Below are 24126 nucleotides of genomic sequence, written 5' to 3' on the forward strand. Positions count from 1 at the left end.
GCGGGGCCCGACAAACATCACGGCTTCGCGCCGTCTTCAAGATTCGGATTTGGTCGTGGGGGGCGTCGATCCCCCGAAGCCCTGTTGGAACATCTTGAGGAACATGTTCTGCATCTGGTCCGCGCCCTGGGGGAAGGCAGTGAACCAGCTGCGCATGATCGCGTCGGGCGAGAAGCGATCCATCTCGGCCATCATGCGCCGCTCGACCTCGGCCATCACCGCCGCCTGGAGCGGCTCGACATTGGGAAGACCAACGAATTGGCGTGCCTCGACCGGGGTGCAATCGACCTCGACGCGGAACTTCATCGCATACTTCCTTACTCGGCCCCCGCATCGAGCTTAGAGCACCTTTTGACCCGTGTGGGAACCGGGCCGGCCGCAAAAAAATGCGGTGATATCAAGGACCTAGTCTGACAAGACGGAAGTGGCCGCACGTGACGCGGCCGCTCTGGTTTCTACGACGAAGGTCGTATGCGCCCCCTCGGCGATTCCGAGACCGTTGTAAAGCCGCATTGTTACGGGTCGGCCATTCTGTAACCCGGACCGGTCAACGACTCGGCCGCTCCGGGCTCGGCCCCCCGCGATCCTGCGACCCAGGGCGCCGCCGCGAGCCGGCGCTCCAGGAACGCCACCAGGGCCGTGACCCGGGCCGGCCGGGCGGTGCCCGGCGGCATCAGCAGGTTGAGCCCGACCGATGGCGGGGACCAGCCCGGCATCACCCGTTCGAGCCGCCCGGCGCGCAGGTCGTCCCAGACCAGGAAGTCGGGCTGCACCGCGAGGCCCAGGCCCGCCCGCAAGGCCGGCGTCAGCGCGTCGGCGTTGTTCGCCCGTAAGCGCCCGGCGGGCGTCACCGTCGCCTCTGCGCCGGTCGCGTCGTGGAAGTGCCAGCGCTCCGGGTTCGGCAGGTAGGCGTAGCCGAGGCAGGCATGGGCCGAGAGGTCGCGCGGGTGCTCCGGTCGTCCGGCCCGGTCGAGATAGGCGGGGGCGGCGACGAGCGAGCGGCCGACGGCGCAGAGGCGGCGCAGGCGCAGGCTCGAATCGGCGAGCGCCGCGATGCGAAGGCCCAAGTCGAAGCCGTCGCCGACGAGGTCGACCTGCGCGTCGCTCAGGTGGAGGTCGACGGCGACCTCCGGATGCGCGGCGAGGAAGTCGGGCAGGAGCGGCGCCACGTGGGCGAGACCGAACGACATCGGGGCGGCGAGGCGCACCAGGCCCCGGGGCGTCGTGGATTGCGCCAGGGCCTCGGCCTCCGCCGCCTCGCCCGCCGCCAGGATGCGGGCGGCGCCGTCGAGAGCGAGGCGCCCGGCCTCGGTCAGCGCCAGGCGCCGGGAGGTGCGGTGCAGCAGCGCCGCGCCCAGGCGCCGCTCGAGCCGGCTCACCGCCTTCGAGACGGTCGCCTTCGACAGGCCGAGCTCGGTCGCGGCGCGGGAGAACGACGCGGTCTGCGCCACCCGGGCGAAGATCGCCCAGGCCTCGAAATCGGGCAGCGCCATGAGCCGTGTCCGGAAACGATGGGTTTCGATTGTTTCTATTTCTGGCCGCCAGGGCAACCCCTAGATTGCCCTCATCGCGGCGATGCCGGCAGCCTCCCCCGCCGGCCCGCCCACCGGGAGTTCCCGACCATGACCACCACCACGACCAAAGCCGTCTCCGCGGGCCTGCACCACGTCACTGCCATCTCGGGCCCGGCGCGCCGCAACCTCGACTTCTATACCCGCGTCCTCGGGCTGCGCCTCGTGAAGAAGACCGTCAACTTCGACGATCCGGGCACCTACCACCTGTATTACGGCGACGCGGACGGCGCGCCCGGCACGATCCTGACCTTCTTCCCGTGGGAGCACGTCGCCCCCGGCCGGGTCGGGGTCGGGCAGACCGAGGAGACGGCGTTCCGGGTACCGGCGGGCTCGATCGGCTACTGGACGCACCGCCTGGTCGCGGCCGGCATCGCCTTCGAGGCGCCCGCCAAGGTCTTCGGCGAGACGGTGCTGCCGTTCCGCGATCCCGATGGGATGCGGCTCGCCCTGGTCGGCGTCGCCGGCGCCGAGGCCGAGCCGGCCTGGGGCGGGTCGGAGGTGCCGGCCGAGCACGCGGTGCGGGGTTTCCACGGGGTGACCCTCATGCTGCGGGAGGCTGCGCCGACCGCCCGGGTGCTCACGGAGGTGTTCGGCTGGACCGAGACGGGACGGGAGAGCACGCTCACCCGGTACACCGGCACGGCCGGGCTCGGCGGCCACGTCACCCTGCGGGAGGTCGGCGACTTCCTGCCCGGCCGCTCCGGCGGCGGTTCGGTCCACCACATCGCCTTCCGGGCCGCCGACGACGCAGGCCAGGGCGCGATGGCGGAGCGCGCCGGGGCGCTGGGCCTCCAGGTGACCGAGCAGCGCGACCGCAACTACTTCCGCTCGGTCTACTTCCGCGAGCCCGGCGGCGTGCTGTTCGAGATCGCCACCGACGCGCCGGGCTTTGCCGCCGACGAGCCGGCCGAGGCCTTGGGCGAGGCGCTGAAGCTGCCGGCCTTCCTCGAGCCGCACCGGGCCGAGATCGAGCGGGTGCTGCCGGCGCTGGCGTGAGCCGGGACCGGGCGCGGGCCGTGGAGGCCCGGGCCACACTGGAGCGGCGCCCGAGCGGGCACCGCTCCATCTTTTTGTTTCCCCTGCAACTTCCGCGACGGACCGGTATCCGCGCCCTCGCACGACACTCCCGATGCCGTCCGAGCGTGGTAACCATCGGTTAAGCAAACATGGTTACCCAATTCTTCCTGGATTTCTGGGAAGCTCGGGTCATGGTGGATCAGAACGACGTTGCCGGCGCGCCGGCTCCGGCCGGTGCGGCGGCTGCCCCGGTCGGTGCGGCGCCCGGCCCGGCCCAGGGGCCGGCCAAGCCCAAGTTTGGCGGCCTCCCCGGATTGCCGAAGCTGAAGACGACGACCCTCGCCGGGCTCCTCTGCGCGGCCTGCCTCGGCGCGCTGGCGGGCGGCGGCACGGTGGCGCTGATGGGGGCCATCCAGGGGACTGGCTCCGGCATCCCGCAGGCCGAGTGGACGCGTCTCAGCGGGCGGGTCGAGGCCGGCACCGCCGAATCCGCCCGGCTCGCCACCGACCTGTCGCTCCTGCGCGACCGGACGATCCAGGCCCACGATTCCGCCGACAAGGGCCGCGCCGAGGCCGGCGCCCGCCTGGGCCAGATCGCCGAGCGCCTGGATCGGTTGCAGCGCCAGGACGGCGACCTCGCCGGCAAGGTCGCGGCCGTGGCCGAGCGCCTGGCCGCTCTCGCCGAGCGCCAGGAGCATGCCGACCGCGACCAGGCGGTCCGCCTCGCCGCGCTGATCGACAAGCTGGAGAAGCGCCAGGGCGCGGCGCCGGTCGCCGCGGTTCCGGTCGCCCCGAACCCGGCGCCGACGGCGGCGGCTCCCGCGGTGACCCCGAAGCACGTCGCGGCCGCGGAGCCGGTCCTGACCGGCAGCCTCCCCGACAAGCCGGCGGCCGCGGCCAAGCCGGGCACCATCGAGGGCTGGGTGCTGCGCGACGTCTATGACGGGATGGCGATGATCGAGAACCGCAATCGACGCCTCGTCGAGGTCGGCCCGGGCGATACGCTGCCGGGAGCCGGTCGCGTCGAGGCGATCGAGCGCCGCGGCAGGTCCTGGGTCGTGGTGACCAGCAAAGGGATAATCACCCCGCAGGCCTGGTAGGCGCCGCGCTCAGGCGGGCTGCAGGGCCGGCGCCGCCTGCCCGGTCGGGGCGGGACCCTGCGCCGGCAGGAAGCCGGCGGCAGCGCGCCGGCGGCCACGGGCCTTGGCCTCGGTCCGGGCGGCCTTGGTGGGATGGAGAAGCTCGGCGAGGCGTGCGAGGCTCTCGGCGTCGTCGAGGTTCCGTGACTCGAAATCGGGCATGATTGTCCCCCGGGCGCGCGGCCCGTGGCTGGTGGGGGGTACGCATACTCACGCTTGAGAACCAGTAACGGTGAAGAACTTGTACAGTTCCGCACCGCGCGTCACGCTGCAAGAAAAAGTTTCGGCCTACCACCCAAAGACGGTATCCGCCCCTTGCAACACTGCCGGAGGGTCTAACCGCGCGCCGGCATGATCGGCGTGCGGCAACGCACGCCGAGCGTTGTGCGGCGCATGGTGATCGTGCGTGCGTTGCGGTGAAGCGAGGCGGCGCAGCGCGTCGGACGGCCGCGAATACCGAATCAGTCGTGGCTCGCGACACGCGAAAGCTTATCCGTTCGTGCAGGCCGGCATGCGGCCCGACGCGATCCGGAACCGCCCCGGCGTCGGGATTCATCGTCGCGACGGGAGGTGACGTCGTCCTCGGACACCGCCGTCGCCCCGCCGCGCACCCCAACCAGGATCCAAGTGAATCGGTTCCACCGGCCTGGGCAGGTTCGCCCCGGCAGGGAGGGCGACCGGCTGCCCGCGGGATGCGTCCACGGCAGGCCCTGCCATCCGTCGGGAGACGAGCGTTCTCGACCCTCCGGATCCGCCGGACGGTCGCCCGGCCGTCCCGTATGTCAGCCGCGCGATTCCGACGCGGCGCGGGCCGACTGGGCCATGCGGATCAAGTCCCGCACGGTGAGTTCGTGGTGCTCGGGCGGCTCCGCCTCGGCCGTCCGCGGGGTGGCCTCGCGGGCCAGCACCGTGCGCTGCGTGCGCCGGGTGAGCCCGGCTCGCCATGCCTGCGCCAACGCTATCATGGGCGCCCCTCCCGTGATCGTTCAATAAAAGCTAACAAACCTTCGCTGTTCGATAAAGTCTTGACAGGACGATTGTCGTCACGGCCGGGTCGGCAAGGATTGCCGCCCGGCCTGCCAAGCGCTTGCTGCTGCCTCGTTATTTATGCGAGGGCGATGCGCCGCGGATCGCGAGAAATCTGTCCTGACCTATGCTGATTCGCGCGCGGCCGACGAAGCAGCCGACGAATCAGCGGGTATCCTCGCGCAGGAGCTCGGTGTTGATGGCGAAGGCCGCCATCGCGCCCTCGGCGGCGGCCACGATGGCGAGCTGGACCCGCCGCGAGGCGTCGCCGGCGACGTAGAGCCCCGGCACGTTCGTCTCCTCGTACTCGCCGGTGCGCACCGTGCCCTTGCGCGAGAGGTCGCAGCCGAGCCGCTCGACGAGCGGGGAGGGGATGCAGGGCCCGGTGACGAAGAACAGGGCGGCGCAGTCGAGCGCCGTGCCGTCGCGCAGGCGCACCCGGGCGAAGCGTCCGTCCTTGCCCTCGAGCCGGGCGACGGCGCGCTCCTCGATCCGGATGCCGTGGCGGGCGAGGCGGTCGCGCTCCGGGGCATCGAGGTCGCAGGGCCCGTCGGTGAACAGGGTCAGGTCCCGGCTCCAGGCGGTGAGTTCCAGCGCCAGCCCCTTGCCGGCGTCGCCCGGGCCGTAGACGGCGAGCGGCCGGTCGCGGTTCTCGTAGCCGTCGCAATAGGGGCAGTGATGGACGCCGTGGCCCCAGAACTCCGAAAAGCCCTCGACGGCCGGCAGGTCGGTGCGCAGGCCGGTGGCGAGGACCATCCGGCGGGCATCGGCCCGGCGCTGGTCGTCCATCACCACCCGGAAGCCGTCCGGACGGCGCACCGCGTCGGCGACGCGCCCGTCCCAGATCTCGACCGTGTCGTAGGCGGCGAGTTCGCGCCGCCCCTCGTCGCGCAAGGCGCCGGGGGCGCGGCCGTCGCGGCCGAGGAAGCCGTGCATCCGCGGCGTCACGGCGTTGCGCGGGTGGCCGGCATCGATCAGCAGCACCCGGCGCCGGCAGCGGCCCAGGATGAGCGCCGCCGACAGGCCCGCCGGCCCGCCGCCCACGATGATGACGTCGTGCATGTCGCTGTCCCGAGAGCCGTCCTCGGGAGTAGACGCGTCGGCGGCTGGCCGGGTTCGCCGCAACGCAACGAAAAAGGGCGCTCGCGCGCCCCTTTCCGATCAGCGATGACGCCGCTGGATCAGGCCGCGGCGGTGCTGGTGGCGATGCCCTTCTCGGTGAGCAGCTGCTGCAGCTCGCCGGACTGGAACATCTCGCGGGTGATGTCGCAGCCGCCGACGAACTCGCCCTTGACGTAGACCTGCGGGATGGTCGGCCACTGCGAGAAGGCCTTGATGCCCTCGCGGATCTCCATGTCCTCGAGCACGTTCACGCCCTTGAACGGCACCCCGAGGTAGTTGAGGATCTGGGCCACCTGGCCCGAGAAGCCGCACATCGGGAATTGCGGCGTGCCCTTCATGAACACCACCACGTCCTGGGACTTGATCTCGGTCTCGATGCGGCTGTTGACGTCGGTCATGGGCTCTACCTTCCGTGTATGCCGTAGCTAGTGATGGTCGCGCGGGTTTTGCAAGACCGCGGCGAGGCGTAGGAGCGCCCAGTCGAGGGTGAAGGTCTTTGCGACCAGTTCCTCGGGCGTGAACGGGTTACGATCGGGGAGGCCCGACACCAGCACGTCGCCGTGCAGTTCCAGGGCGGCTGCGGCATCCGCTACCGAGACTTGCCACAGGTCATCCCAATCGACCCGTTGGCGCATCGACGGAGCATAGCGTCGCCGGGCCGTCGCGTGGAACGCGATGATCTCGACCCGCCAGGAACGTGTCGATTGGGCGCTGGGAGCGGACAAGTACTTGAGGACGTGGATCAGCATGACCCGAAGGGCGCTTTCGAAGGCCTTGATCTGCGAAAGACCCACAGCCTCCACCTCCTCGGCGATGTTTTCCCAATCGAGGACGTTCGAGAGCTCGGGTCGCGCCGCCAGAGCGCGCAGCGCCGCCGCCTGCTGCTCCGCCCAGGCGACGACGTCTTCGTCGTAGAGGCTCGGCTGATCCGTGCGGATCTCGTCCATGCGGCGGCCCTCGGGGTGTGGTTCAATCCTGCGGCACGCCCGTGGTCAGGGCAAGGGCGTGCAGCACGCCGCCCATGCGCCCCTGGAGCGCGCCGTAGACCATCTGGTGCTGCTGCACCCGCGACTTGCCCTTGAACGCCGCCGACACGACGGTGGCGGCGTAGTGGTCGCCGTCGCCGGCGAGGTCGCGGATCTCGATCGTGGCGTCGGGGAGGGCCTCCCGGATCATCGCCTCGATCTCGCGGGCATCCATCGGCATCGGGTCGTCTCCTGTTCAGGCCGCGTCGGCGGTCGGGCCCGCCATATAGGTCGGCAGCCAGCCCTCATGCGCCTTGCGCAAGGTCTCGAGGTCGACGATCTCGTCGCCCGGCAGGGTCAGCGAATCGGCGCCGGTGACGCCGATCACCGCCGCGTCGATGCCCTGCGCGCTCGCGCTGTAGAGCAGGTCGGCGACCGCGTCGGGCTCCACCGCCAGGAGATAGCGGCCCTGGTCCTCGCCGAACAGGTAGGCGTGGCAGGCGACCGGCAGCGGGCATTCGGGCAGCACCGCGCCGATGTTGCCGGCGAGCGCCATCTCGGCCACCGCGACGGCGAGGCCCCCGTCCGAGAGGTCGTGGACGGTGTCGACGATCCCGGAGGTGATCAGCCCGCGCACGAAGTCGCCGTTGCGCTTCTCGGCGGCGAGGTCGACCGGGGGCGGCGCCCCCTCCTCGCGGCCGCAGACCGTGGCGAGGTAGGCGGACTGCCCGAGCCAGCCCTTGGTCGCGCCGATCAGCACCAGGGCGTCGCCGTCGCGCTTGAACGCGATGGTGGCGATCCGGTTCACGTCGTCGACCACGCCGACGCCGCCGATCGTCGGGGTCGGCAGGATGCCGACGCCCTCGGTCTCGTTGTAGAGCGAGACGTTGCCGGACACGACCGGGAAGTCGAGGGCGCGGCAGGCCTCGCCGATGCCCTGGATGCAGCCGACGAACTGGCCCATCACCTCCGGCTTCTCCGGGTTGCCGAAGTTGAGGTTGTCGGTGATGGCGAGCGGGCGGCCGCCGACCGCCGTGATGTTGCGCCAGGCCTCGGCCACCGCCTGCTTGCCGCCCTCGACCGGGTCGGCCTCGCAGTAGCGCGGCGTCACGTCGGTGGTGATGGCCAGCCCCTTCGGCCCGTCCTCGACCCGCACCACCGCGGCGTCGCCGCCGGGCTTCTGGACGGTGTTGCCGAGGATGAAGTGGTCGTACTGCTCGTAGACCCAGCGCTTCGAGCACAGGTCCGGCGAGCCGACGAGCTTGGCGAGCGCATCGACGTTGCGCATCGGCGCCGCGACGTCCTCCGCCTTGACCTCCGGCTGGTAGGCGTTCTGGCGGTGCGGCCGGTCGTAGAGCGGCGCCTCGTCGCCGAGCTCCTTGATCGGCAGGTCGGCGACCGTCTCGCCGCCGTGCTTGATGACGAAGCGGAGCGTGTCGGTGGTGTGGCCGATGATCGCGAAGTCGAGACCCCACTTCACGAAGATGGCCTGCGCCTCCGCCTCCATGCCGGGCTTGAGCACCATGAGCATGCGCTCCTGGCTCTCCGACAGCATCATCTCGTAGGCCGTCATGCCGGGCTCGCGGGTCGGCACCGCGTCGAGGTTCAATTCAACCCCGAGATTGCCCTTGGCGCCCATCTCGACCGCCGAGCAGGTGAGACCCGCCGCGCCCATGTCCTGGATCGCGATCACGGCGCCGGACTGCATCAGCTCCAGGCAGGCCTCGAGCAGCAGCTTCTCCGCGAAGGGATCGCCGACCTGCACGGTCGGACGCTTCTCCTCCGACGAGGCGTCGAAGGCCGCCGACGCCATGGTGGCGCCGTGGATGCCGTCGCGGCCGGTCTTCGAGCCGAGATAGACGATCGGATTCCCGACGCCCGTGGCGGCCGCGTAGAAGATCGCATCGGTCCTGGCCAAGCCGACCGCCATGGCGTTGACCAGGATGTTGCCGTCGTAGCGCGTGTGGAACCCGACCGCGCCGCCGACCGTCGGAACGCCGAACGAGTTGCCGTAGCCGCCGATGCCCGCGACCACCCCCGAGACGAGGTGGGGCGTGCGCGGATGGTCCGGAGAGCCGAAGCGGAGCGCATTCAGGGCCGCGATCGGCCGCGCGCCCATGGTGAAGACGTCGCGCAGGATGCCGCCGACCCCGGTGCCCGCGCCCTGGTAGGGCTCGATGAAGCTCGGGTGGTTGTGGCTCTCCATCTTGAACACGCAGGCGAGCCCGTCGCCGATGTCGATGACGCCGGCATTCTCGCCCGGGCCCTGGATCACCCACAGCGCCTTGGTCGGCAGCGTCTTCAGGTGGAGGCGCGAGGACTTGTACGAGCAGTGCTCGTTCCACATCGCCGAGACGATGCCGAGCTCGGTGATGGTCGGCTCGCGCCCGATCAGCCCGACGAAGCGCTGGTACTCGTCCTCGGTCAGGCCGTGCTGGCGCACGAGCTCGGGCGTGATGGAGACGTCGTTGCGGATCATGCGGCATCCTCTCGCCGGTCGGGCGGCCCTGCTGCCCGTGCGCTTACTGCCTGATGGGACCGGAAGGCAACTCGCGAGCCGCGCCCGACGGTATCGTCAGGCGGTCTGCACCGCCGCGGCCGCGTGCCGGCGCCGGCTGCGGCGCCGGCCGAGATAGAGCAGCAGCCCCGTCACCCCGAAGAGCGGCATGGCGAGCGCCGCCAGCATGAAGGCGATCCAGCCGACGGGCCCGAAGAACCGCCCCTCGTGCAGGGCGAGCATGCTGCCGGTGAGCCGGGCGCCCAGCGGCCGCTCGGCGTAGAGGTCGCGGGATTCGAGGGTGCCGTCGGGCCGGAAGCGCCACTCGTCGCGGGCCTGGGGGTGAGCGGCGTCCGGCGCCACCGCGCGGATGCGGATCGTCTCGCCCTCGCGGGCGGGCGCCAAGGAGGCGGTGGCGTAGCGGCCTTTCGTGGCCGCCGTGAAGGCCGCGAAGGCGGGATCGAGGGGGCCGGGCGCACCGTCCCGCTTTCCCATGCCCTTATTGTCCATGCCCCGGGCGGGGGCTGCCGCGGCGGCCGGGCGGCCGGTGAGGAGCATCGTCACCCCGTCGCGGTACCAGCCGTAGGACCACCACAGGCCGGTCAGCGCCATGACGAGGTAGAGCACCAGCATCCAGGTGCCGACGACCGCGTGCAGCGACCAGTACAGCGCCCGGCCGCGGCGGGCGAGCGCCGGCTTCAGCCAGATCCGCCAGTCGCGGCGGCCCTTCGGCCAGCGCAGGTACAGGCCCGACAGCGCGAGATAGATCATCGCCAGGGCCGCGGCGCCGGTGAGGGTGCGGCCCCAGCCGTCGCCGTTGCCGGGCAGCAGCAGCCAGCGATGCAGCCGCCGCACGGTGCCGAAGACCTCCTCGCCCCGGGCCGGTCCGAGGATTCGGCCGTCGTAAGGGTCGACATGGGTCTCGGTGCCGCGGCCGGGCCCGTCGGCGAGCCGCACCCGCGCCGCACCGTCCGGCGCGCCGCTTAAGGTCATCAGCGTGACGCGGCGGCCCGGCGCCTCCTCCTTGAGGCGGGCGACCAGGGCGTCCGGCGTCAGGCGCGGGCCCTCCCGCACCGGCACGGTGACGATGCCGGGACTCATCAGGCCCGTGACCTCGTCCTCGACGCTGAGGATGCCCCCGGTCACCCCGACCAGCATCAGCACGAGGCCGGCGGTCAGGCCGAGGAACCAGTGGAGCTGGAACAGGACGGGTCTCACCGGCGGGCCCCCGGGACGGCCGGGGTCGCGGGTGCGGAGCCTGCCTCGGGCTGGATCATGGTGCGTATTCCCGCGTCGCGCGTCAGGGCGATCGATCGCTGCCGCAAGATCGCCCGCCGATATCCCTCGTCGCGGTGACGCTTATGCCCCGGGCGAAGCGGGTGTCAATGATTTCGATTTGGGTCAGGTATGGGATATTTATTATAATGATTCCAAAATGAGCCCGAATGCCAGTCGAACTACAAAATATATTTTGGATATGGGCGCATCTCACATGTAAGGCGCCAACAACGGCGAATGGGCGCAGTTTCGGCTTGACGAGTCTCTCTCCCGCGCCGGACTCTCGTCCTCGGCAACGCGAAGCCGGCCCTGGCGGGCTCGAGACGATCGCGGCCGAGAGGAGAGGAAGTATGACGCCCATCCGCGAGGCGCTGCGTGGCGCCGTTGTCGCAATGTCCCTGTGCGGCCCGTTTGCGATCCCAGTGGTCGGCGCCGCCGCCGCGACCCTGGCGCTCGCCGGCCCGGCCCTCGCGCAGGAAAGCGTAAAAATCGCCTTCATCGATCCGCTCTCGGGCGGCGGCGCGCCGACCGGCGAGGCGGGCCTGCGCCACTTCCAGTACATGGCCGAGATCCTGAACGCCCGCCAGAAGCAGTTCCGCTTCGAGGTGTTGGCCTACGACAACAAGGTCAACCCGCAGGAAACCTTGATCGCCGCCCAGAAGGGCATCGATGCCGGTGCCCGGGTGCTGGTGCAGGGCAACGGCTCCTCGGCCGCGGCCGCGCTCACCGACTTCGTCGCCAAGCACAACGAGCGCAACCCGAACCGCCAGGTCATCTACATCAACTACTCCGCCGTCGATCCGTCGCTGACCAACGAGAAGTGCAACTACTGGCACTTCCGCTTCGACGCCAACTCGGACATCAAGATGGAGGCGCTGACGAACTTCATGAAGACGCGGCCGGAGATCAGACGAGTCTATCTCATCAACCAGGATTACTCGTTCGGGCAGTCGGTCCGGTCCCAAGCCCGCGCCATGCTGAAGGCCAAGCGGCCCGACATCGAGATCGTCGGCGACGAGGTGACGCCGCTGCAGAAGGTCAACGACTTCGCGCCCTACGTCACCAAGATCCGCGCCTCGGGGGCGGATGCGGTCATCACCGGCAACTGGGCCCAGGACATCAACCTGCTGCTCAAGGCCGCCGCCGAGGCCGGGCTCCAGGCCAGCTTCTACACCTATTATGCCGGCGGCACCGGCGGACCCTCGGTGGTGCGCCAGACCGGGCTCGCCCACCGGGTGTTCGAGGTCTCGCAGGGCGCCGCCAACGAGGGCGATGCCGCCGCGCAGGACTTCGAGACCGCGTTCCGGGCCCGCACCGGCATCGGCTCGACCTATCCGCGCGCCTTCAACGCGATGAACGCGCTCCTGACCGCGATGCAGGAGGCCGGCTCGTCCGAGGCGCGCAAGGTGGCGCCGAAGCTCGAGCAAGCTCGCCTCAAGCCGCATGTCGGCAGCGAGGGGTATGTGCGCCCAGACGACCACCAGTATTTCCAGACGATGTTCGTCCACTCCTTCGGCCCGATGGAGCCCGGCATGCGCTTCGACGAGGAGGGCACCGGCTGGGGCTGGAAGATGGTCGGCCGGGTCGAGACCAAGGACACGCTGGTGCCGACCACCTGCCGGATGGACCGGCCGAGCTGACAACATACCTCATTCACCCGACAGTTCTGACAGCCTCCGCGTCATTCCGGGGCCGCGTAGCGGAGCCCGGAATGACCCGGAGGTTGTCAGATCGTTGGGAGACAATCGGACAGGGGCCTGACGCTCGAGCGGATGAACGCTCCTACGGAGCCCCGTCCGCCTCGGTCAGCGCATCGAGGAAGGCGTCGAGCATGGCGGCCGCGAAGGCCTCCATGTTGGCGGCCCGGTCGCCATGGCCGGTCTCGCGGGTCAGGCGGCGGGTGACGGGGCCGGCGACGGCAAGGCAGGTATGGCCGGCGGCATCGCCGTAGCGGTTGCCGCCCGGCCCCGCGGCGCCGGTCTCGCACAGGCCCCAGACCGCGCCGTGGCGCTCGCGCACGAGAGCGGCCACGCGCTCGGCATAGGGCTCGCTGGCGCTGCGCAGGCCCGCCATCCCGGCCTCGTCGAGCCCGATCAGGGCGCGGCGCGCCTGGGCGGTGTAGACCACCGCGCCGCCGAGATAGTAGGCGGAGGCGCCCGGCACGGCCAGAAGGGTCGCGGAAACGAGGCCGCCGGCGGAGGATTCGGCCACCGCGACGGTCTCCCGCCGGGCCGTCAGCCGGGCGGCGACGAGCCCGGCCCTCTCCATCAATTCGCGCAAGCGGCGTCCTCCTGCTGGAGGGACAAACCTAGCCGGTCGGGTCCTACTCCGCCAGCGCGCCCTCGTCGTCGGCGCCGGTCGGCGCCAGCCGCACCCAGGCGTCGAGGGCCCGGCCGATGCCGAGGCCGACGAGGCCGCAGAAGCTCAGCGACAGGCCGATATGGAGGAAAAGGGACGCATCAGACATTGGACTCACCCGACTTGAAGGATCAGAGGTGAACCGCGAGAGGCTAGGCCTCCCGTGGTCCCGGTTCATGGGCTCCCTGTGGCTTGGGGCGGTGCCGGGGGGCACCACCTTCGAGGGCCGGCAGCGCCGGTTTTGAGGGATGCGGGCATCCCGGTCAGGAGAGGTGTCGCACCGCCTTTGGGCGGAACGATGGTCCTGATGTGGCGCCAGGCTAGTCCGGGCCGGACCCGATCGGCGGTGTGCTCCCGCACCTTGACCGTCCGGGCCATCACGCCCCCTCCGCGAGCACCCGCTCGGCGAGGGCGAGGCCGCTCAGACAGGCGAACTCGACCCGCGGCCCGAGGCAGCCGTCGCCGGCGAAGCCGAGGCCGGTCTCCGGCGCGAACAGGCAGGGCTCGCCCACCGCCCGCTCGACCGCGGCGTAGCGCCAGCGATGGGCGGCGCGGTGGCGGATCTCTCCGACCGGAATGCGGTCGCGCAGGGCGGTGACGAGGCGTTCGGCGACGTCGTCAGCCGTGCATTCGAGGTTGGCGCGCGACCAGGACGGGGAGGCGTGCGCCACCAGCGTTGAACCGTCCTCGCGCCCGGGCTTGCTGTCGTTCCGGGCGATCCAGGCGAGGACCGCCTCCGGGTCGCGGTCCTCGCGCACCGAGGAATCCGGCAGGGGAGGGCCGTCATGAGCCAGCATCAGGGTCCAGCACGGGGCGTAGCGCACCTCGGCGACGCCCGGCAGGTGCTGGTCCGCGCTCGCGAGGAGCGCGAGGCTCTGGGGCGACGGGCAGGTGAGGAGAACGTGCGAGAAGGCGGTGTCCTTCGCCAGGGCCGTACCGTCGGCCTCCGCTAGCCGCCAGCCGCGCCCCTCCCTGGCCAGGCGCCCGACGGCCCGGCCGCAGCGCAGATCGATCCCATCGAGGAGGTCGCCCACCGGCGCGGACATCCCGGGCACGCCGACATGCCGGCCCTCGCCACCCCAGGCGCCCGCAACGCCCCGGGCGGTCCAGTCCTCGACCAGGGCGGCGAAACGCGGGTCGCGGGCGGTGAAGTATTGGGCGCCGTGGTCGAAGCGCAGGGAATCGGGGCCGCGTCGCGTCGCCATCCGGCCGCCGGGGCCGCGGCCCTTGTCGATCACGACGACCCGCCGGCCCGCATCGCTCAACCGGCGCGCCGCCGCGGCGCCGGCGATGCCCGCCCCGACGATCGCGATGGTGCCGTCGCCGATGGTGCCGTCCCGGTCCAATCCTGCCGCTCCCACGCCCTGGCCTCCAGACGCGGGGTCAACGCACGGCAATCCCCTGTGGTGCCAATCAATCGCGCGAAATCTCTTGCGGCGAGGCCTGGAACTTGTCGCGACCCGCTTGAGGCCTCGAACTTGCACCGATAAGGCCACGCTTCACTTGCGCATCTGTCTCCTGCCCCTGAGGAGCCCCGTTCCGTGCCGAACCCCGAAACCGTCGTGAGCGAGATCGCCGACGAGATGCGCCAGCGTCCCGACCGCGGCGAGGTGGCGCGCTACATCCCCGAGCTCGCCCGGGTCGACCCCGGCCATTTCGGCCTCGCGGTGATCGCCGCCGACGGGACGGTGGCGGCGGCCGGCGATTGCGACGTGCCGTTCTCGATCCAGAGCATCTCGAAGGTCTTCACCCTGACGCTGGCGCTCGGCATGGTCGGCGACAAGCTGTGGCGGCGGGTCGGGCGCGAGCCCTCGGGCAGCCCGTTCAACTCCGTCGTCCAGCTCGAATACGAGCGGGGCATCCCCCGCAACCCGTTCATCAATGCGGGCGCGATCGCCGTCACCGACCTGATTCTGTCGCGCCACCAGCCGCGCGAGGCGCTCGGCGAGATCCTGCGCTTCATGCAGTTCCTGGCCCAGGACACGAGCATCACCATCGACGAGGCGGTGGCGGCTTCCGAGCAGCGCACGGGATACCGCAACGTCGCGCTCGCTAACTACATGAAGTCGTTCGGGGTGATCGACAATCCGGTCGAGTACACGCTTGGGGTCTATTTCCACCACTGCGCCATCAGCATGACCTGCCGGCAGCTCGCGGTGGCGGGGCGGTTCCTGGCCCATTCGGGCCGCGATCCCAGCACCGGCCTGTCGGTGGTGCAGGCCGAGCGGGCCAAGCGCATCAACGCCGTGATGCTGACCTGCGGCCATTACGACGGTTCGGGCGAGTTCGCCTACCGGGTCGGCTTGCCGGGCAAGAGCGGCGTCGGCGGCGGCATCCTGGCGGTGGCGCCGGGGCGTGCCTCGATCGCCGTATGGGCGCCGGGGCTGGATGCCGCCGGCAATTCCCATCTCGGGCGCATCGCCCTGGAGCAGCTGACGAAGCGCCTCGGCTGGTCGATCTTCGGCGAGTAAGGCCGCTGCCCCACCTGCTTACGGCTTGCGCGCGCGCTCCTCGCGGATCGCCTCGTCGTGGTAGCCGCCGCTCGCCGGCATGATCTGCGGGCCGCGCTCCCGCGGGGCCGGGGCGGGCAGCGCCCAGTCGTTGCGGCCGCCGCGGCTGCGGCCGCCGACCGGGAAGGCGTAGATCTTCGCCGTGGTGCGCGGGCCGGTGGTGCTCATCGGAAAAGCCTCCCGTGAGGGCCGCGCGGTCTCGCGACGGCCTCTGAGATTCGTAACGAAGTGTGCCTGGGAAGTGCGCCGTTTGACCACGGAAAAATCAGTGGTTGGCTACAATTCGTGCATGCCTCCGCTTGCGCCGTCGCGCGAATTGGCGGGTGTGGCGCTTCGCTGTGCGTCCTGACGTTCTGACGCGCAACCGGGCAGGGCATCGCCTCGATGCCCAAGAAAGAGGGTGCCGCCGGGTCGCCCCCGCCGTCCGGGGTGGTCGAAAACGCACCGTTCCTGCGATCGTTCCGACCTCGATCGCGGTTGGCACGGGACGTGCAAGCCAGGGGATGCCGCTGGCGGGTGATGGGCGCCGACGAGGAAGCCGGGCTCCATCGGAACCTGAAGAGAGACGCGAGATGACCAAATACAAGCTCGAGTATATTTGGCTTGACGGCTACACGCCGACCCCGAACCTTCGCGGCAAGACCCAGATCAAGGCCTTCGACAGCTTCCCGACCCTCGAGCAGCTCCCGCTCTGGGGCTTCGACGGCAGCTCGACCCAGCAGGCCGAGGGCAGCTCCTCCGATTGCGTGCTGAAGCCCGTCCGCCACTTCCCCGATCCGGCCCGCAGCAACGGCGTCCTGGTCCTGTGCGAAGTCATGATGCCGGACGGCAAGACTCCGCACCCGTCGAACAAGCGCGCCACCATCCTGGATGACGAGGGCGCCTGGTTCGGCTTCGAGCAGGAATACTTCTTCTACAAGAACGGCCGCCCGCTCGGCTTCCCCGAGGCCGGCTACCCGGCGCCGCAGGGCCCATACTACACCGGCGTCGGCTACTCGAACGTCGGCTCGGTCGCCCGCCAGATCGTCGAGGAGCACCTCGACCTCTGCCTCGCCGCCGGCATCAACCACGAGGGCATCAACGCCGAGGTGGCGAAGGGCCAGTGGGAGTTCCAGATCTTCGGCAAGGGCTCCAAGCGGGCCGCCGACGAGATGTGGATGGCGCGCTACCTGATGCAGCGCCTGTGCGAGAAGTACGAGATCGACATCGAGTACCATTGCAAGCCGCTCGGCGACACCGACTGGAACGGCTCGGGCATGCACGCCAACTTCTCGACCGCCTACATGCGCGAAGTCGGCGGCAAGGAGTACTTCGAGAAGCTGATGGCGGCCTTCGGGGATGCCCGTGAGGACCACATCGCCGTCTACGGCCCGGACAACCACATGCGGCTGACCGGCAAGCACGAGACCGCCTCGATCCACACCTTCAGCTGGGGCGTGGCCGACCGCGGCGCCTCGATCCGGGTGCCCCACAGCTTCGTCAACAACGGCTACAAGGGTTACCTCGAGGATCGCCGCCCGAACTCGATGGGCGACCCCTACCAGATCGCCTCGCAGATCCTGAAGACGATCTCGACCGTCCCGACCGAGGTCTCGGCCGCGGCCTGAGCCGTCTCGGAGTGGCGATACGTTGAGCGGCGCGGGCCCGAAGGGGCCCGCGCCGTTTTCCGTTGCGGCCTTCCCCGACAGGTTTGACACCCCCCGGGATGACGTTCCAGGCTTGAGGTCCGACCTTGCCGAACTCAGAGCCTGTTTGAGGGTCTACATTTATGCTGGATTGTGGAGTGCGGAGAGGGCCATCAGGCAGGCGACGAAGGTGATGCGGCCGGTCGCGACGTCGAGGCGACCGGCCCGTTCGCGCAGCAACCCGCTCCAGTGGCTGAGCCAGCCCAAGGTCCGCTCGACCACCCAGCGCCGCTTGAGCACGACGAAGCCCGTCTGATCCGGCTCCTTCTGCACCACCTCGCAGCGCATGCCGTGCAGGGTGCACCACTCCTCGCAGCGATGGGCCCGGAACACGCCGTCGAGGATCGCCAGGCGCAGGCTCGGCCACTGCTCCTTGCCGGCATCCAACGCCGGCAGCGTGTCGCAATCCTGCACGTCGGCGGGCACGACGGCCACGGCCAGGATGAAGCCTTGGGCGTCCACCATCAGCACGCGCTTGCGTCCGACCAGCTTCTTGGCGCCATCGTAGCCACGCGGCCCGCGCACTCCGATACACTTGACGCTCTGGGTATCGATGATCGCCAGCCGGGGCTGCGGGCGACGACCGCCGCGACGCCGCTGGCGCCGGGCCAGGGCCCGCATCAGGATCGCGAGCACGCCCTTCTCGACCCAGCGCCGGAACCAGCCGTAGACCGTACACCAGGGCGGAAACCCCGACGGCAGGGCGCGCCAGGCGCTGCCGACCCGCAGATGCCAGGCGATCGCCGCCACGACTTGGCGGGCCGGCGTCGCGCTCGGGCTGCCAGGTGGGTCGAGGCGCTGTACCAGGCGGGCCATCTCGTCCAGGCCTGCCTGGACAACTATGTTCTTGAGGCGCGTCTCGTGACGCGTCCGATGTCGGTCCGTCCACATCTGCTCTTGCCTCCGCCCGGCCAGGCGGAGCCCAGGTTGTTCCCAGCAAGACAAATGGGGACGGCCGGCAGAGGGCCTCAAACAGGCTCTCAGGCGCTTGAGGGCGTGCGCCGCCTCACGGACTGAAGATCAGCGTCAGATAAGTCAAAAATACCACGAGGTGCACCGCGCCCTCCAGCACCGTGGTGCCCTGGCGCGAGAAGGTGAGGACGCTGAGCAGCAGCGTCGTGGCGAGCACCGCCATCTCGGCGGGTGCGAGGCCCAGCACCACCCGCTGGCCCGAGATCAGGCCGATGCCGAGCACCGCCGGAACGGTGAGGCCAACCGTCGAGGTGACGGCGCCGAGGCAGAGGTTGATCGCGCGCTGGAGCTGGTCGCGGCGGATCGCCTTGACGGCGCTGATGCCCTCCGGGGTGAACACGATGGCGGCGATGATGACGCCGCCCAGTGCCGAGGGCGCGCCGAGGGCCTTGATGCCGTGGTCGAGGATCGCCGCCAGGCTCTTCGACAGCAGCACGATCGGCAGCAGGCTGGCCAGCAGCAGGCCGGCATGGCGCAGGATCGCGCCCCGGCCCGCATCCGGATGCGGCGCCTTCTTCTCCACGGTGGCGCCCGGTGCGACGAAGTCGGTGAAGAAGTCGCTGTGCCGGCCGGTCTGGAGCAGCAGGAAGATGCCGTAGAGCACCACCGTCAGCACCGAGAACGCCACCGCCTGCAACGCCGTCAGCGAGCCGTCCGGGGTCGAGGTGGTGAAGTTCGGGAGGATGAGCGCGATGGTGGTGAGCGGGATGATCGCCGCCAGGTAGGCGCTGGCGCCATCGAGGTTGTAGTTCTGGCGGTGATGGCGCAGACCGCCGAGGATCAGCCCGAGCCCGACGAGGCCGTTCATCACGATCATGATGACGGCGAACATCGTGTCGCGCCCGAGCGTCGGGGCGGCCTTGGCGCCGAGCATCACCGCGGCGACGAGCGCGACCTCGATGACCACGATCGACAGCGTCAGGATCAGGGTGCCGTAGGGCTCGCCGAGGCGGTCGGCGAGTTCCTCCGCCTCGTGCACGACCCCGAAGGCCGACCACAGGATGACGGCAAACAGCCAGGCGAACAGCCCCGCCGCCACCAGCGGCGCGTCGAGCCCCCCGAGCCAGCTCCCGCCGAACACCGCGAAAGCCGCCACCGTCGCCCACGCCACCCCGAGCCGCACGATCATCATCTGCCTGAAAGCCCCCGAACTGCCCCGCTGACTCAAGGGTAGGGCAGGGGCCGGGGGCGTCCAGGCGTCAGCCCGGGCAGCGGAAGGCGTCAGCCCCGGTGCGCGAAGGCCCAGTACAGTTCGCGGGCCTTGCCGAACAGCGGCCCGGGCGCGAAGGTCCGGTCGTCGAGGGCGGTCACCGGCACGACCTTGGCGAAGTTGCCGACGGAAAAAACCTCGTCGGCACCCATCAGGTCGTCGACCGTGAGGGTCTTCTCGACCACCGTCACCCCGGCCTCGCGCAGGAGCGCGATCACCCGGCCGCGGGTGATGCCGGCCAGGAACGTGCCGTTCGGCACCGGCGTATAGACCACGCCGTCGCGAGCCATCAGCACGTTGGCAGTGGCGAACTCGGCGACGTTGCCCAAAGCGTCGCGCATCAGGGCGTTGCCGAAGCCGCGCGAGCCTGCCTCCGCGATCGCCCGGGCGCTGTTCGGGTAGAGGCAGCCGGCCTTGGCGTCGAGGGGGGCCGAGTCCGGCGTCGGGCGCCGGAACGGCGACACGGTGGCGGTGAAGCCGGTCGGCGGCGGCATCGGCGCCTCGTAGAGGCAGAGGCACCAATTGGTCGAGGCCGGGTCGAACCGCACCGCGCCCCCCAAGCCCCCTTCCGCCCAGTACATCGGCCGGATGTAGAGCGCGGCGTCGGGCGCGAACCGCCTGAGCCCGTCGCGGACCAGTTCGGCCCAGGTGCCCTCCGCCACCACCGGTTCGAGGCCGAAGGCGGCGGCCGAGCGGTTGATCCGGGCGAGATGGAGGTCGAGGTCCGGGGTCACGCCCTCGAAGGCCCGGGCGCCGTCGAACACCGTCGAGGCGAGCCAGGCGGCGTGGGTGCGCGGTCCCATCATCCGCACGTTGCCCGGGTGCCAGGCGCCTTCGAAAAACGTCCAGGTCTCCTCGGTGAAACGGTCGTCGGTTCTCGTCGGCTCGGCCATCGCGCACTCCCAACCCTCGCGTCCCGCATGATCGCGCGCCCCGGCGGGTGCTGTCCACGCGGGACAATCGTCCGGGAGAGAGGGAGGGGGTTGAGCGCGACGCGTATCAGGCCGGGCTTGTCTCAGGCGACATCGAAATCGCCGGAGCGCCGGGCCAGCAATTCGAGGGTGCGGATCACCGCCATGCCGACGCGGTCGGCATCGAACATGCCGTCGTCGGTCGCCGGCTCGACGCCGACCGGGCCGACCTGTCCGCCGGGCGTGTCGATCACGACCTGGTAGACGTCGCCGCGCAGGGCCGAGCGGGTGCGCACCAGCGACACGGCGTGCGTGCCGACCTCGCCGTAGGTCTTGATGTACTGCACGGGAGCGCTTGCCGCGGGTTTTCTTCCGTCGTTCGCTCGAGCCTTGGCCGCACGCTGGAAATCCGGACGGATGACGTTGTCCATCTGCCTCTCCCGCTGGTTGCCGTTCAGTCCGTCATGGCTGCTCTTCGGTTGGTTCGATCGCGCCGCCCGGTCCGTTGCCGGACCGGTCGGCAGCGATGGTCCCGCCGCGGCGCGTCTCCTCGCAATGTTTCGGCAGGGGGTCGGTTCCTGCCGAGCTTCATCACGTATTCCGGTATCGCATGGCCGGATTGCGTGCGGATTGCGCGGAATGTTGCGAGCGCCGAATGCGGCAGTGCCGCCCGTGGCGGGGGCCAGGGCGGCACTGGGGGAGAAAACCGGAAGGAAGGAGCCTCCGCACCGCCCGCGCGGTGCGGAGCGGTTCGGAGGCAGGTCAGTCGTCGCGGCGGTGCCGGTGCATGCCCGGGTGATGACGCGGCCCCATCGGCCGGGTCAGCATCGCGGCGCGCTGCTTCTGCGCCTGGTCGAGGGTGGCGTAGAGCGGCTGCGAGGCGTCGGCGAGCTTGCGCAGGGCGTCCGAACGCGCCGCGAGCGCGTCGGCCCGAGCCCGGATCGCGTCCGGCGCGGCCTCGGCCACGGGATCGCGGTCGCGCCCGCGCCGGGCCTCGCGCTGATCGCGCCGGACCTTGGCGAGGTTGCGCATCGCGTCCTCGACCGGCGGCCACAGCTTCTCCTGGTCGGGGGTGAGCTTGAGGCCGGCATGAAGGGCCGCGACGCGCGCGTCGGTGAAGGCCTGCATGTCCTCAGCGCTGAGGCGGTGCCGGCCCTGCGGGTCGCCCGCATGGGCGACCTGAACCGGGGCGGCTTGCATCGGCTTCGGCGCGTCCGGCGCCAGCGCCAGGGCGCCGCCGAGCATCCCCGCGCTCAAGATTCCTGCCAAGGCCCCGGTGGTGAGAAGGCGTCGCATGGCTCGAAGGTCCTCGTGCGGCCGCCCGTCGGGCCGCCGAGACCGCAGACTGCGCGCCGCCGGATGGCCCGGACCTCGCCACCGGATTACGGTTTCGTCACCCGGCGCCGGTCGAGGACGTGGCAGACGACGATCACCGAGCAGAACACCGGCGCGACCGGCTTGGCGGCCGTCTGGCCGCTGCCTCCCTGCCCGCCATCCGCGGCTGCGCGGAGTGGTCCGAAGAAGATCGTGGTCATCCCCAGCCTCTGTCGTCCCCACGGCCGTCTCGCCACCGGGGTGGCGAGTATGGGCCCTGCCGATCGGGCCTTGCCGATGATGAGCCCTGTCACCGGCAGACGACACGTTAGCGACGGTCGGCGTAACCTCACCGATGGACGTAGCCGCGGGCGCGAACGGAGCAGGACGCCGCCCGTGCAATCTCCCGCCGCCGCGCGCCGAGCGAGGCGAATCGCGTGCGATTCGTGAAAGGCGACGCTGAAACCGCCTCTTCCGCCGTGACGTTAGTGCTTGCTCCCACGGCCGCGATCGAGGGTGTTCCGCATCCGAGAGCGTCCGCTGATCAGGGCGTCCACCGCGTAGAGCAAGGTGTCCCATGCATCGTCGTCTCGCACTGACCGCCATCGCCTCGGCCATGGCGATACCCTCCTTCGCCACCATGGCGCTCGCGCAATTGCAGGGCGGTCCGACCGCCGCGGCAACTGGCAACAGCGGCGCCCGCATGGGCGAGGCCGAGGCCCGCGCCATCGCCGACACCCTCGCGGCCGGGTCGGCCTCCCTCGCGGCGAGCCGCGTCGCGCTCACCAAGGCGTCCGATGACGACGTGAAGCAGTTCGCGCGCTTCGAGGTCGCCGAGCAGGAGACCATTGCCGACGTCCTGAAGGCGATGCGCGACCCGACCCAGACCGCGTCCGGCCAGGTGAAGCCGCCGGCCGAGCCCGATGTCACCGGCCAGCTCGACCCGAAGGGCAAGGCGATGCTGGACAAGCTCGAACAGGCCAAGTCCGGCAAGGCCTTCGACAGCGAATACATCCGCGGCCAGATCGAGGGCCACCAGGCGCTCCTGAAGATCCAGGAGGCTTATCTCGGCAGCGGCAAGGACCGCGAGATGCTCGGCGTCGCCAAGCTCGCTCGCGGCCAGATCCGCGAGCACCTGGCGCTGCTCGCCGACATCGAGAAGGACCTGAAGGACTGAACGACGAGAAGCGCCCCCGGCCTTCGGGCTCGGGGGCGCTTCCACTCGTCCGCATCGTCCCGCTGAGCGCCGGAGCCTTTGCCCGACGCTTAGGGCGCGACCTATCCCTCGGCGCCGCCGCCCATCATCCGTTGCATCTGGGAGAGCTGCGAGATGTGCAGCCGGATCAGCGGCAGGGCCCCGGCGGCGATGCGGCGCAGGGCCGGATCCTCGCCGCTCTGGGCGTAGGAACCGTGGATCATCTGCGCCTCCCGGTGGCCCTGGAGCGAGGCGTTGACGAAGGCGGCGTCGTATTGCGGACCGCCCTGGAGGCCGGAGAGCTGCGCCTGGATCTGGGCCTTCTGCTCGTCCGAGGTCATGCCACCGGGCGCTCCTTCGCCGCCGGGAACCCCGAGCACCCCGCCGACAGTGCCGACCGCCGCGCCGGCGACGCCGCCCGCGACCGCCAGGGGCGCCGCCACCAGGCCGCCGACGAGGCCGCCGGGACCCGGCCGGCCGCCGCCCGGCATCGCGACGTTGCCGCCGGTCACGCCGTCGATCTTGTTGGCGAGATTGACCTGCTCGGTCACCTCCGCCCGCGCGAAGCGCTTGACCCGCGGGTTGCCGGTCTTGGCGAAGGCGTCGCGGGCGGTGTTCTCGAGGAAGAGGCCGCCCTTGGTGGCCATCGCCAGGTAGACGGGCGTCGGCATGGCGCCGGCCGGTGTCGGTTGCGCCACGGCGGTGCGGGTGACCGCGAGGGCGGCGGTGGCGGAGAGCATGCTGACCAGAACGTCGCGACGATGCATGGATGGAGCTCCTGAGGAAGGGCACGCATCCCGGCGCTCGCAGGCCCGGATGCTCGGGGGGAGTAAATGTCTCGCCCGACCGACGTTCCGTTCCACCCAAGCCCCGATTGCAACCGCGGCGATATCGCGCAGGCCCCGGGGTGGGTCCGATCCTGGCGTCAGGCCCGCCGCGGCCAGGGTTCCGCCCGCTGCCGCTGGGTCCAGCGCCGCCACGGCCGGCTCATCAGCACGAAGGCCAGCACCACGCCGGCGGCGTACCAGGCGTGCATGCTCTCGTAGCCGCCCTCCGGCGTCCAGGCGAAGCCGCCCAGGAACACGTAGGAGACGGCCGCCGCCAGGGTGCGGAAGGCGAGCAGCCACGGGTGCTGCAGGAGCGGGTCGTCGTTGAGCACCGCGATTCCGAGCCCGGTCAGGGCGAAGAGGAGGCCACCAAGTGGCAGGCCGAGGAACAGCGAGAGCACGGCGCGCAGGAAGAGCCCCGGCCAGTCACGGCGGGTGCGGGCGGGCGCTGGGGTGTCGGTCACGGTCGTGTTCGGCATCGGCTTTCGGCGCTGGCGGGCCGCGCCGGCATCCGGGTGGGATCGGC

The 24126-nt window shown here is 70.7% G+C and carries 28 protein-coding genes; 6 read left to right on the forward strand and 22 right to left on the reverse strand.

Going from position 1 to position 24126, the window contains the following annotated elements; translation table 11 throughout:
- Positions 1-36: 36 nt before the first annotated feature.
- Both DK412_RS16265 and DK412_RS16270 read right to left on the reverse strand, forming a co-directional pair.
- Positions 37-306 carry a DUF6489 family protein gene (locus tag DK412_RS16265; RefSeq protein ID WP_109972787.1) on the reverse strand — a complete coding sequence of 90 codons (270 nt, stop codon included), beginning with the start codon at positions 304-306 and terminating at the stop codon, positions 37-39.
- Positions 307-515: 209 nt separating this feature from the next.
- Positions 516-1493 (reverse strand): LysR family transcriptional regulator, encoded by a 978-nt coding sequence (locus tag DK412_RS16270; protein WP_109972788.1) that lies wholly within the window; start codon positions 1491-1493, stop codon positions 516-518.
- Positions 1494-1622: 129 nt separating this feature from the next.
- On the opposite strand from DK412_RS16270, the gene DK412_RS16275 reads away from it, so the two are divergent.
- Positions 1623-2570, forward strand: a complete 948-nt coding sequence (locus tag DK412_RS16275; protein ID WP_109972789.1) for a ring-cleaving dioxygenase — start codon at positions 1623-1625, stop codon at positions 2568-2570.
- 212 nt (positions 2571-2782) lie between these two features.
- Positions 2783-3691: a hypothetical protein gene (locus tag DK412_RS16280; RefSeq protein WP_109972790.1), complete on the forward strand. Its 909-nt coding sequence runs from the start codon at positions 2783-2785 to the stop codon at positions 3689-3691.
- Positions 3692-3700: 9 nt separating this feature from the next.
- On the opposite strand, the gene DK412_RS16285 is transcribed toward DK412_RS16280, so the two are convergent.
- The 8 genes from DK412_RS16285 to DK412_RS16320 all read right to left on the reverse strand — a co-directional run bounded on the left by DK412_RS16285 (position 3701) and on the right by DK412_RS16320 (position 10558).
- Positions 3701-3892, reverse strand: a complete 192-nt coding sequence (locus DK412_RS16285; RefSeq protein ID WP_109972791.1) for a hypothetical protein — start codon at positions 3890-3892, stop codon at positions 3701-3703.
- Positions 3893-4512: 620 nt separating this feature from the next.
- Entirely contained in the window at positions 4513-4695 is a 183-nt protein-coding gene (locus DK412_RS16290) for a hypothetical protein (RefSeq protein ID WP_109972792.1), read from the reverse strand.
- 226 nt (positions 4696-4921) lie between these two features.
- Complete coding sequence (locus DK412_RS16295) at positions 4922-5818, reverse strand: NAD(P)/FAD-dependent oxidoreductase (protein WP_109972793.1); 897 nt, start codon at positions 5816-5818, stop codon at positions 4922-4924.
- Between the two features lie 119 nt (positions 5819-5937).
- On the reverse strand, positions 5938-6276 hold the full coding sequence (gene grxD, locus DK412_RS16300) for a Grx4 family monothiol glutaredoxin (protein ID WP_093566515.1): 339 nt from the start codon (positions 6274-6276) through the stop codon (positions 5938-5940).
- 27 nt (positions 6277-6303) lie between these two features.
- The gene (locus DK412_RS16305) at positions 6304-6825 is read right to left on the reverse strand and encodes a DUF29 domain-containing protein (protein ID WP_109972794.1); all 522 of its coding nucleotides are present in this window, start codon (positions 6823-6825) and stop codon (positions 6304-6306) included.
- Positions 6826-6847: 22 nt separating this feature from the next.
- On the reverse strand, positions 6848-7084 hold the full coding sequence (locus DK412_RS16310; protein ID WP_048444429.1) for a BolA family transcriptional regulator: 237 nt from the start codon (positions 7082-7084) through the stop codon (positions 6848-6850).
- A 15-nt stretch (positions 7085-7099) separates the two neighbouring features.
- The gene (gene purL, locus DK412_RS16315) at positions 7100-9322 is read right to left on the reverse strand and encodes a phosphoribosylformylglycinamidine synthase subunit PurL (RefSeq protein ID WP_109972795.1); all 2223 of its coding nucleotides are present in this window, start codon (positions 9320-9322) and stop codon (positions 7100-7102) included.
- Between the two features lie 96 nt (positions 9323-9418).
- Positions 9419-10558, reverse strand: a complete 1140-nt coding sequence (locus tag DK412_RS16320; RefSeq protein ID WP_245446982.1) for a PepSY-associated TM helix domain-containing protein — start codon at positions 10556-10558, stop codon at positions 9419-9421.
- 410 nt (positions 10559-10968) lie between these two features.
- Between DK412_RS16320 and DK412_RS16325 the strand changes: the two genes are divergently transcribed.
- Positions 10969-12258 (forward strand): branched-chain amino acid ABC transporter substrate-binding protein, encoded by a 1290-nt coding sequence (locus tag DK412_RS16325; RefSeq protein ID WP_245446984.1) that lies wholly within the window; start codon positions 10969-10971, stop codon positions 12256-12258.
- A gap of 142 nt (positions 12259-12400) precedes the next feature.
- On the opposite strand, the gene DK412_RS16330 is transcribed toward DK412_RS16325, so the two are convergent.
- The 3 genes from DK412_RS16330 to DK412_RS16335 all read right to left on the reverse strand — a co-directional run bounded on the left by DK412_RS16330 (position 12401) and on the right by DK412_RS16335 (position 14322).
- Positions 12401-12898: a CinA family protein gene (locus DK412_RS16330; protein WP_109972796.1), complete on the reverse strand. Its 498-nt coding sequence runs from the start codon at positions 12896-12898 to the stop codon at positions 12401-12403.
- A 43-nt stretch (positions 12899-12941) separates the two neighbouring features.
- Complete coding sequence (locus DK412_RS30655; RefSeq protein ID WP_177302962.1) at positions 12942-13085, reverse strand: hypothetical protein; 144 nt, start codon at positions 13083-13085, stop codon at positions 12942-12944.
- A 268-nt stretch (positions 13086-13353) separates the two neighbouring features.
- Positions 13354-14322 carry an FAD-dependent oxidoreductase gene (locus DK412_RS16335; protein WP_245446986.1) on the reverse strand — a complete coding sequence of 323 codons (969 nt, stop codon included), beginning with the start codon at positions 14320-14322 and terminating at the stop codon, positions 13354-13356.
- A 195-nt stretch (positions 14323-14517) separates the two neighbouring features.
- On the opposite strand from DK412_RS16335, the gene DK412_RS16340 reads away from it, so the two are divergent.
- The gene (locus tag DK412_RS16340) at positions 14518-15447 is read left to right on the forward strand and encodes a glutaminase (RefSeq protein WP_109972797.1); all 930 of its coding nucleotides are present in this window, start codon (positions 14518-14520) and stop codon (positions 15445-15447) included.
- Between the two features lie 18 nt (positions 15448-15465).
- On the opposite strand, the gene DK412_RS16345 is transcribed toward DK412_RS16340, so the two are convergent.
- Entirely contained in the window at positions 15466-15654 is a 189-nt protein-coding gene (locus DK412_RS16345; protein WP_109972798.1) for a DUF2735 domain-containing protein, read from the reverse strand.
- Positions 15655-16058: 404 nt separating this feature from the next.
- Between DK412_RS16345 and DK412_RS16350 the strand changes: the two genes are divergently transcribed.
- Entirely contained in the window at positions 16059-17093 is a 1035-nt protein-coding gene (locus tag DK412_RS16350; RefSeq protein ID WP_109972799.1) for a glutamine synthetase beta-grasp domain-containing protein, read from the forward strand.
- 159 nt (positions 17094-17252) lie between these two features.
- On the opposite strand, the gene DK412_RS16355 is transcribed toward DK412_RS16350, so the two are convergent.
- The 6 genes from DK412_RS16355 to DK412_RS30255 form a co-directional block, all read right to left on the reverse strand.
- Positions 17253-17987, reverse strand: a complete 735-nt coding sequence (locus DK412_RS16355) for an IS5 family transposase (protein ID WP_162596222.1) — start codon at positions 17985-17987, stop codon at positions 17253-17255.
- Between the two features lie 190 nt (positions 17988-18177).
- The gene (locus DK412_RS16360) at positions 18178-19275 is read right to left on the reverse strand and encodes a calcium:proton antiporter (protein WP_109972801.1); all 1098 of its coding nucleotides are present in this window, start codon (positions 19273-19275) and stop codon (positions 18178-18180) included.
- An 89-nt stretch (positions 19276-19364) separates the two neighbouring features.
- Positions 19365-20246, reverse strand: a complete 882-nt coding sequence (locus tag DK412_RS16365) for a branched-chain amino acid aminotransferase (RefSeq protein ID WP_109972802.1) — start codon at positions 20244-20246, stop codon at positions 19365-19367.
- 122 nt (positions 20247-20368) lie between these two features.
- Entirely contained in the window at positions 20369-20695 is a 327-nt protein-coding gene (locus DK412_RS16370) for a hypothetical protein (protein ID WP_162596223.1), read from the reverse strand.
- Between the two features lie 331 nt (positions 20696-21026).
- Positions 21027-21560 (reverse strand): Spy/CpxP family protein refolding chaperone, encoded by a 534-nt coding sequence (locus DK412_RS16375; RefSeq protein WP_245446988.1) that lies wholly within the window; start codon positions 21558-21560, stop codon positions 21027-21029.
- A gap of 86 nt (positions 21561-21646) precedes the next feature.
- Positions 21647-21799, reverse strand: coding sequence for a hypothetical protein (locus DK412_RS30255; RefSeq protein ID WP_162596224.1), 153 nt, complete (start codon positions 21797-21799; stop codon positions 21647-21649).
- 356 nt (positions 21800-22155) lie between these two features.
- On the opposite strand from DK412_RS30255, the gene DK412_RS16380 reads away from it, so the two are divergent.
- Positions 22156-22755 (forward strand): DUF4142 domain-containing protein, encoded by a 600-nt coding sequence (locus DK412_RS16380; protein WP_109972805.1) that lies wholly within the window; start codon positions 22156-22158, stop codon positions 22753-22755.
- 101 nt (positions 22756-22856) lie between these two features.
- Here the strand turns inward: DK412_RS16380 and DK412_RS16385 are convergent, their stop codons facing one another.
- Both DK412_RS16385 and DK412_RS16390 read right to left on the reverse strand, forming a co-directional pair.
- On the reverse strand, positions 22857-23540 hold the full coding sequence (locus tag DK412_RS16385) for a DUF4142 domain-containing protein (protein ID WP_109972806.1): 684 nt from the start codon (positions 23538-23540) through the stop codon (positions 22857-22859).
- 158 nt (positions 23541-23698) lie between these two features.
- Positions 23699-24079, reverse strand: coding sequence for a hypothetical protein (locus DK412_RS16390; RefSeq protein WP_109972807.1), 381 nt, complete (start codon positions 24077-24079; stop codon positions 23699-23701).
- Positions 24080-24126: the final 47 nt, after the last annotated feature.

It is taken from the genome of Methylobacterium sp. 17Sr1-1 (assembly GCF_003173775.1).
Taxonomy (GTDB): domain Bacteria; phylum Pseudomonadota; class Alphaproteobacteria; order Rhizobiales; family Beijerinckiaceae; genus Methylobacterium.